Raw genomic sequence first — 8,146 nt, forward strand, 5'->3', positions numbered from 1 at the left:
CTCTTTTTATTTGTATTATTATGATATTTTTTGATATAACATAAATACAAAAAAGCCTTTAAATACTAGTATTTAAAGGCTTTTGATGTTTTTTAGTTTCTCAACTTGCGGAGAGAGAGGTAACACCACCTGCTCTTTAAATATCTTTGTTTATGAAGCTTTACAGAGATTGATTTTCAGCTACTCACCGAATTACTCACTTTTGAAATGTAGGTTTTTGATTCAATTTGTTGTATCGAATTTACTAAAATTATTTTAACTTAGAACATCATTATCTAAAATATTATTAATTTCATGATAGTTTTGTGTAGCCTATATTAGACCTAATTTGAAGGTATTAATTAAAAGAATATTTGACTAAAAAATAGAAATGCTAAAAACAATTGTTGAATATTTGTTCGGACGGGATTTGTTCTTATTTGAAAAACGCCCTATCCATAAGCTTTATAACGCTCTCTTATTTTTAGGTCACCGATTAGGTCACTTTTTTAAACAAGATTAAGATTGTTTGTTTTTACTAGTGCATATATATGCTTTTTTTTATTTTTCGCAAATTGTTTTACAAAATCTCACGAAAAATCATTGTAAATACCAGAGTATAAAATATAAAATTCTTAATAAAATTTACTACTAAAATAAACTACCCCGGGGCAGAGCCCCGAAGTATTAGAAGTCAAGTGTAAGTTGAGCCTCATGCACTTTTTGATATTCTTTTTCTTTTCCTTGATTTTCTATATACTTTTTATTGACATCTGTATTTCCATATTGACCTACTGTGTTTGCATAATAACTACTTGTCAAAAATGCCCACCCCAAAGCTTAGCTTTAACTTCAGGAAAACGTTTGGAAATTTCTTTAACAGTGATACTTTTTACTTTCATACAAATTTCACTAATTGATAAGTTTGGAACACTTTGTATCAAAAAATGAACATGATTATCTTCATAACCAATCTCTAAAAAATGAGTCTCATAGCGTCGAGACAATTCAATACATATTTCTTTAAAGCCTGCTCCAACTTCTTCATTAATAACCGAATTTCTATATTTCACAGGAAAAACAATATGGTAAAGAAGTAAAGTTTTATTATGCCGTTTGAAAATATGATCATCCATAAATCAAAGCTACATATTTTTATTTTTTTGAAAAACCATCCGTTTTTCAAGCTTTTCCTCTTTTTACCCCGAGGCAGAGCCTCGAGGAATTCTTTAGATTAAAACAAAGGTTAAATTACCATTATACCCCAGGATCCAAAATAACTTTTACGCAACCTTCTTCCTTTTTATCAAAAATCTTATATCCTTTTGCCTATTCTATTTACATTCTAGGGCTTTCATAAACCTTTATCAAAGCTAATACGAGCTATTGCTCTTTCAAGAAAAGAATACTCCGAATTAAAATCTGATAGCATAGATATAAGTTTACCTACTTCATGAAAAACGGCTGCTTTCATATTACATATTTGTTTACGTATATTTTATGGTCTAAGCAGGATTATTTCTCTCTTTTTCAAGTTCCCAAACTCTATGATTAGCTACAGCTTTAATAAATGCAGTAACAGGATCTTTCGTTTCAGTAGTTATAATTGCTGGATCATCATGTTTTTTATCATTCACATGACTTGCTTTATAGATTGCATCTGTTTCTTTCCCAAAATAGATTGTTTTGCAATGTTTATAGGCTTCGTTGACAAATAATAAGGTTCCGGGTCTGTTATCTTCATTCATTAAATGATCTGAAGACTGTTTTCCACTGCAGAGGTAAAGTGCATCAAAGCAAACACTTGCCGTACTCGTTAAAGAATGTTTTGGTTCAAAAATAGTTCCGTCATCAGCTTTTACAGATGCTAAACTTCCTGCAATAATCTGTACTACAGCTCCTTCTTTTTCCAGCTTAGATTGTAGGGAATTTACATCGGCAGCTTTTACTCCGTTTTCCATAATAAAACCAATAATGCGGCTCTCAATAGTATTTTTAACGGTATTGGCCATGCTTAAGGCTTCTGAACTCTTCGTCATAGGCTCTTTTTCCGGACTTTGTAATGTCGCAGGATCAGCATCTGCAGGAATACTTCCATTGGGTTGCTTTAACTGAATCACTTTTACTCCTACTTTTTTTGCAACTTTTGAAGCCAAATCTTTATTAATGAATGCAAGCTGTCCTACAACTCTTTCTCTGATAGCAGGAATTGTTACCTTAGAAAGTTCAAAAATTAGCGCATTCTCTATATGTTGTTTTTCAGGAGCAGACTGGCTATTAAAGAACAATTTTGCCTGTGAATAATGATCTACAAAACTTTCACTTCTTGCACGGATTTTTTTACTGTCAACTCTTTCATTGTGAGAAGTAAAACCACCCTCTTTCATCATCGCCTGAAAAGGACATCCGCCGCCGATAGAATTGGGTTCATAGCTAACTTTTCCTTTTACAATTTGCTGACGCATGTGTCCGTCGCGCTGATTATTATGAACTTCATTTAAAGAACGGTTAATAGGAATCTCATGGAAATTAGGAGACCCTAAACGTGACAATTGAGTGTCGGTATAAGAAAATAATCTTCCCTGTAACAAAGGATCATTGGTAAAATCAATACCAGGAACCAAATGTCCAGGGTGAAATGCAATTTGCTCTGTTTCAGCAAAAAAATTATCCGGATTTCTATTCAATGTTAAAGTGCCTACAATCTGAACAGGAACTTCCTCTTCCGGAATTAGCTTGGTTGGATCAAGCAGATCAAAATCAAATTTATATTCATCTTCTTCAGGTATGATCTGCACTCCGAAATCCCATTCCGGGAATGCGCCGTTTTCTATGGCTTCCCAAAGATCTCTTCTGTGAAAATCTGAGTCTTTACCCGAAATTTTTGTTGCTTCATCCCAAGCTACGGAATGTACACCGAGTTTTGGTTTAAAATGGAATTTTACAAAATGAACAGTTCCTTCACTATTAATGAATTTAAAAGTATGAACTCCAAATCCTTCCATCATTCTAAGACTTCTAGGAATGGCTCTGTCACTCATTGCCCACATAATCATGTGCATACTTTCGGGCATTAAAGAAATAAAATCCCAAAAAGTATCATGCGCAGATGCAGCTTGTGGAATCGCATTATCCTGTTCAGGTTTTACCGCATGAATCAAATCAGGGAATTTCATAGCATCCTGAATGAAGAAGACAGGAATGTTATTACCTACAAGATCATAATTTCCTTCTTCTGTATAAAATTTAATCGCAAAACCTCGTACATCACGAGCAAGATCAGTACTTCCTGCGCTTCCGGCAACTGTAGAAAAACGTACGAAAACAGGCGTTTCTTTCCCTTCTTCTGTTAAAAATTTTGCTTTTGTATATTTTTGTAAACTTTTATTAAGTTTAAAAACACCGTGAGCTCCCGAACCTCTTGCATGAACAATACGTTCCGGTATTCTTTCGTGATCAAAATGGGTTATTTTTTCGCGAAGAATAAAATCTTCCAATAATGTGCCACCCCGTTCCCCGTCTTTTAAAGAATCCTGATTATTGTTAATTTTTAATCCTTGATTGGTTGTGAGTTTTTCATTTAAATTATCTGTTGTGTGGTCTTTTAGTTGATCTAATTTTTCACTTTTTTGGTTGTTCTTTTCCATAGTTATATTGTAATTATAGTGGTTAAATTATGTATAGCAAGCGTAAATTTGAACTTCTATATTTTAAAATTTTAATTAAAAAATTATACCATTTATTTCAGTTTACTACACTTTTGTAAATTATAGTATGTTATTTAAAATCAACGAGTCCATCTGTAAGACATTTCCATTGGATCTTAGAAAACCCCAACATCCCTCCTACTGCAATTGCAATATTTCTGATACAATCTAAAAATCCTGATTTCAAGTTAGGATATTCATTTCGTCCATAAATTCCTGCTTTTAAAATGTTTCCTTGTTTCGAAATCACAAATGTAGATGTCGCTGCATTAGAGTAAAAATGAGCAATCTTTCGGATTTTTTCTTTTACAGGATTTTTTGATGGTCTACACTGAATCATTAGTCTATCAGGAATATTTGTATCTATCAACACAATTTGAACCCAATCATAAGATCTTCCCTCCTTTCCACCCGGACCGGGAATATCAATTCTTATATAATCTCCAATTTGTGGTAAACGTTCTACTATTATTCCCGAAGAATTACATAATGTAAAATCTGCAGAACTTTCGTTACAATATTTTCGCCAATGATTAATAGAAAAAAAACGTTGTTTCAAAGCATCAAATTTAAGATCTAATTCTTTGGAATTTCTCACTTCAACGAAGCTTTCAGTATCATGAAAACTTCCTTTAAAATGTTGAGGAACTCCGGGTATGTTTTTGGGTTTCATTGTAATTAGTTTAAAATGGATTAAGAAGTTTGTCATGAGCCATATCTACAGGTTTAAATCTCTATTTTTGGCAAAAATTTATTGGCAAATTCCTCTTTGGAGAAATGCTGTTCGCTCATTATTAATTTCTAAACAAAAAATTCGCTGATGATTGGGGATATTTATATGATCAACCCAATAGCTTAATATTTAAACTAATAGTTTTTTAATACTTTCTCATTAGGATCTGATAAACTTTTCAACTTTTCTTTCGAGGTTTTCAAGTTCGAATGGTTTTGCAATATAATCGTCTGCTTGTGCTTTTTTAGCTAAAAAGTTTATATCACTGTTTGCACTGATATAAATGACGGGTATATCTTTAAATTTATCGTGATTTCGTAATAATTTTACAGCTTCAATTCCACCGATATCAGGAATCCAGTTATCCATTAAAATCAAATGAGGTCTGAATTTGTTAACCCTTTCGATGATATCGTGCGATGTTTCAGAAACTTCTACACAATATCCATTTTCGCCAAAAACGATGGTGAAAACATCTAAAATAGATTTATCATCATCAAAAATTAAGATTCTCTTGGTATCCATAGTTTTTTTTATGATTGATCATTCATCAAATATAAGAGTAAAAAATAGTGAGTTCTTATGACTACAGTTATAATATCTTTACATTGTAAATATTACTGCCAAAAGATCCTAAAAAGATTATTTTTTAGGATCTGATGAGATGGATATTGTTCACTATTTTTATTTTTGATCAATTTAAAATAATGAACATCTACAACTAATTTTTTAGCTCGTTTAAATTATTAAACTTATTGTAGGATGATTTTAAATGATGAAGCTGATCACTTACAACTCTTGAACTCTCAGGGCAAAGATCCCCACTATCCAAAGCATCTTGATATGCATCAATTGCTGCTTCTTCGCCAAAAACTACATTCTCTAAAGTTGACTCTGTTTTGTCTCCGGAAAAAGAATTTTTCACATCAATCCATCCCCTGTGAATTGCTCCTGCAGCTGTTCCTGTATTGTCAGGATTTCCGCCTCTTTCTGTAATTAAATTCATCAACTCTGATTTCATTACCTGTGATTGTGCAACCATCTGATCATAATCTCCTTTTAATGGAGAATAGGTATCCCAAACTTTATCTTCAACCTTAGCGAATCCCTGAATTCTGTCGTTGGTAATGTTGAGCAAATCATTCAATGTTGCTACTGTTCTTTCGTTGTGCATAATAATATTTTTTATGGTGAGCCTAGTTTCTTACAACCACCGTACCATTGATGACTTTTAAAACAACATATTGTGTTTGTGTGGTACATTTTTGTTTCTGTAACAATTCTATCTCAATATGATCTATGTTTTTATATATTATCACAATTAACTTTTCTGTATCTCTAAATTCTGAGGAACGTTTTTTGAATACCCAAATCGAGAAGAGTATCTAAAGAAATCAGCAACCAATGAAAAAAATAATAACGGGATTTACTGTCGGAATTTCAGCAACAATTGCACTTATTTACCTTTCAGGTTATGGGTATATTTTTAAAGCTATCGGAATCAATTTGAAAAAAGGATCTTTTGCTCCATCTATTGATGATGAAAAGAAGTTTCCTTCTCGCATGATAGCAAACTCAAAACCCAATATTTGGACAAAAAGTATTGACTACAATAAACATCATTTATCAAAACGGCTTACTGATGAACTTAAGAAGACCCGCACATCGTCACTCCTTGTAATTAAAGATAATCAACTGGTTTATGAAAAATATTGGAAAGATCATAATTCCTCATCACTGATGAATTCTTTTTCAATGGCTAAAGGATTCTTGGCCATTTTAACTGGTTGTGCAATTGATGATGGTTATCTCGAATCAGAAGATCAATTAATTTCTACAGTATTTCCTGAATATAAAAAGAGTCCTTACGGGAAGCATCTTACATTTCGGCATCTCATGACCATGCAAGCAGGGTTTGATTGGGATGAAGAATACCGTCATCCTTTTGCAGAAAACTCTAAACAATATTTTGTAGAAGATCTTGCAAAACAAACTTTCAGTATTGAGATAAAAGATATGCCCGGACAAAAATACGAGTATCAAAGTGTCTCTGCCCAGCTTTTAGGAATGGCTTTAATAAAAATAACGGGAAAACATTTATCAGATTATATTTCAGAAAAGATCTGGAAACCATTAGGAATGGAATTTTCTGCTAAATGGAGCACAGACGAGAAAGGAATGGAAAAGGCATTCTGTTGTGTACATGCTACAGCAAGAGATTTTGCAAAAATAGGACAATTGATCATGCAAAACGGAATGTGGGAAGGAAAGCAATTGCTCAACGCTGAGTATTGCAAAAGAATGCTCAAACCTACTGAACAAAATGACGCTTTCTGCTACACTATTTGGGCAGGAGAAACCGATAATAAAGAAAAACAATGTTGGTTTTTTTATGGTTTTTTAGGTCAATTCATTATTATGATCCCTGAAAAAAAGATGGTAATCGTAAAAACAGGATTGTACAACAAACTGGAAGTTGATCAAAAGAAAAGACCTTTACAGGTGCAAATTTTACTAGATGAATTAACATCAATGTGTTAAAAGTTTTAGTAAAATAAATGATAACAATTTTCACCTTTCCATCTGATCAATGCTTTTAGATCATTAAAAATGAAGTAAAAATTATTTTGTCAACAACGAATTGATTATTAAAAAGGATCCAACAGCTATAAGTCCCCAATAAACATATTTAAAAAAAGATTTATCCTTAATCTTATGGTTCAGGTATCTTCCTAAAAATATTGCCGGAAAAACAGCTGGTAACGAGAGTAAAAAATATTTTAATACCTCCAAGGTAATTAGACCTTTTGTAAAATATCCTATCGCAGCTATAAAGCTTGCCGGTAAAAAATAAGCCTGAAGCGTTGCCCTAAAATGTTTAGCACTCCAATTCCGCAAGTTACCATAGACGACAAGAGGCGGACCGTTTACTCCATAAGCACCACCAAGAATTCCGGATGTAAATCCGCAAATAAATAGCCATAACATACTATCTGTTTTCAGTGAGAACTGTTTTTTTCCAAAAATAGCATACAATGAGTTGAATATAATAAGTAAGCCTAAGCCTATTTTTACCCAAAACTCGTTACCGTATAGTAAGATTAACAAACCTATCGGAATTCCTAAGACAGCAAATAAAATAAGCCACTTTGCGCTGTTAAAATGAATTTGCTGATGATCTTGTACAACAACAACCAATGCAACTAAAATTGAAATTAAAACAGAAAGAGGCACAGCAATTTCGAGTGGAATAAAAAGTATAAATAAAGGAACTGCAACTAAAGATTCTCCAAAACCGAACGTTGAACGGACTAGTGTCGCAATAAAACTGACAACGAAAATGTATATATAAATAAATTCCATATTTATGTTAAATATACGTTTTTCTAATGAGATAAAAAACCATTTAAGACAGAATCAGAGGCCTTTTTCAATAAAATAAGAGCAAAAAAAGAGAGTCTTAAAGCTCTCTTTTATCTATAATTTATAACAGCATTTTTTTATTTCAGTTACTGTATGCTGCTCTGTTTTGATAAATATTTAATCCCTCAACTTTGTTTTTAGCAATGTGATAAATCAGTTCCACAGAAAAAGATGATATTTCATAAAGAGCATACCTGAATGAACTCATAATTTGTTCATTCATTAACCGTCCTTCTGATAATACAATTTCGGATTGGTTTTGTAAAGGTAAGTTTTTAAAGTCGTAAAGAGAAATTTCCATAGC

8 protein-coding genes are annotated in these 8,146 nt (G+C 32.4%); 1 reads left to right on the forward strand and 7 read right to left on the reverse strand.

What is annotated here, in order from left to right:
* Positions 1-797: 797 nt before the first annotated feature.
* The 5 genes from tnpA to OEW74_RS19055 form a co-directional block, all read right to left on the reverse strand.
* Positions 798-1,115: an IS200/IS605 family transposase gene (gene tnpA, locus OEW74_RS19035; protein WP_265429976.1), complete on the reverse strand. Its 318-nt coding sequence runs from the start codon at positions 1,113-1,115 to the stop codon at positions 798-800.
* Between the two features lie 369 nt (positions 1,116-1,484).
* Positions 1,485-3,626, reverse strand: a complete 2,142-nt coding sequence (locus tag OEW74_RS19040) for a catalase (RefSeq protein WP_265429977.1) — start codon at positions 3,624-3,626, stop codon at positions 1,485-1,487.
* A gap of 130 nt (positions 3,627-3,756) precedes the next feature.
* Positions 3,757-4,359 carry a hypothetical protein gene (locus OEW74_RS19045; protein WP_265429978.1) on the reverse strand — a complete coding sequence of 201 codons (603 nt, stop codon included), beginning with the start codon at positions 4,357-4,359 and terminating at the stop codon, positions 3,757-3,759.
* A gap of 219 nt (positions 4,360-4,578) precedes the next feature.
* Positions 4,579-4,944, reverse strand: coding sequence for a response regulator (locus OEW74_RS19050; RefSeq protein WP_265429979.1), 366 nt, complete (start codon positions 4,942-4,944; stop codon positions 4,579-4,581).
* Positions 4,945-5,140: 196 nt separating this feature from the next.
* Positions 5,141-5,593: a ferritin-like domain-containing protein gene (locus OEW74_RS19055; protein ID WP_102979569.1), complete on the reverse strand. Its 453-nt coding sequence runs from the start codon at positions 5,591-5,593 to the stop codon at positions 5,141-5,143.
* Between the two features lie 230 nt (positions 5,594-5,823).
* On the opposite strand from OEW74_RS19055, the gene OEW74_RS19060 reads away from it, so the two are divergent.
* A complete protein-coding gene (locus OEW74_RS19060) occupies positions 5,824-6,960 on the forward strand; it encodes a serine hydrolase domain-containing protein (protein ID WP_265429981.1) in 1,137 nt (378 codons plus the stop codon).
* Positions 6,961-7,041: 81 nt separating this feature from the next.
* Here the strand turns inward: OEW74_RS19060 and OEW74_RS19065 are convergent, their stop codons facing one another.
* Both OEW74_RS19065 and OEW74_RS19070 read right to left on the reverse strand, forming a co-directional pair.
* A complete protein-coding gene (locus OEW74_RS19065) occupies positions 7,042-7,782 on the reverse strand; it encodes a sulfite exporter TauE/SafE family protein (RefSeq protein WP_265429983.1) in 741 nt (246 codons plus the stop codon).
* A 142-nt stretch (positions 7,783-7,924) separates the two neighbouring features.
* The coding region (locus tag OEW74_RS19070) for a hypothetical protein (protein ID WP_265429984.1) at positions 7,925-8,146 on the reverse strand (222 nt) is incomplete at its 5' end.

The sequence above is a fragment of the Chryseobacterium sp. YIM B08800 genome (genome assembly GCF_026163565.1).
In the GTDB taxonomy this organism is placed as follows: Bacteria; Bacteroidota; Bacteroidia; order Flavobacteriales; family Weeksellaceae; genus Chryseobacterium.

Coding starts and splice junctions, on each gene's coding strand:
- tnpA (WP_265429976.1), bottom strand. CDS start 1,115: ATGGATGATCATATTTTCAAACGGCATAATAAAACTTTACTTCTTTAC.
- OEW74_RS19040 (WP_265429977.1), bottom strand. CDS start 3,626: ATGGAAAAGAACAACCAAAAAAGTGAAAAATTAGATCAACTAAAAGAC.
- OEW74_RS19045 (WP_265429978.1), bottom strand. CDS start 4,359: ATGAAACCCAAAAACATACCCGGAGTTCCTCAACATTTTAAAGGAAGT.
- OEW74_RS19050 (WP_265429979.1), bottom strand. CDS start 4,944: ATGGATACCAAGAGAATCTTAATTTTTGATGATGATAAATCTATTTTA.
- OEW74_RS19055 (WP_102979569.1), bottom strand. CDS start 5,593: ATGCACAACGAAAGAACAGTAGCAACATTGAATGATTTGCTCAACATT.
- OEW74_RS19060 (WP_265429981.1), top strand. CDS start 5,824: ATGAAAAAAATAATAACGGGATTTACTGTCGGAATTTCAGCAACAATT.
- OEW74_RS19065 (WP_265429983.1), bottom strand. CDS start 7,782: ATGGAATTTATTTATATATACATTTTCGTTGTCAGTTTTATTGCGACA.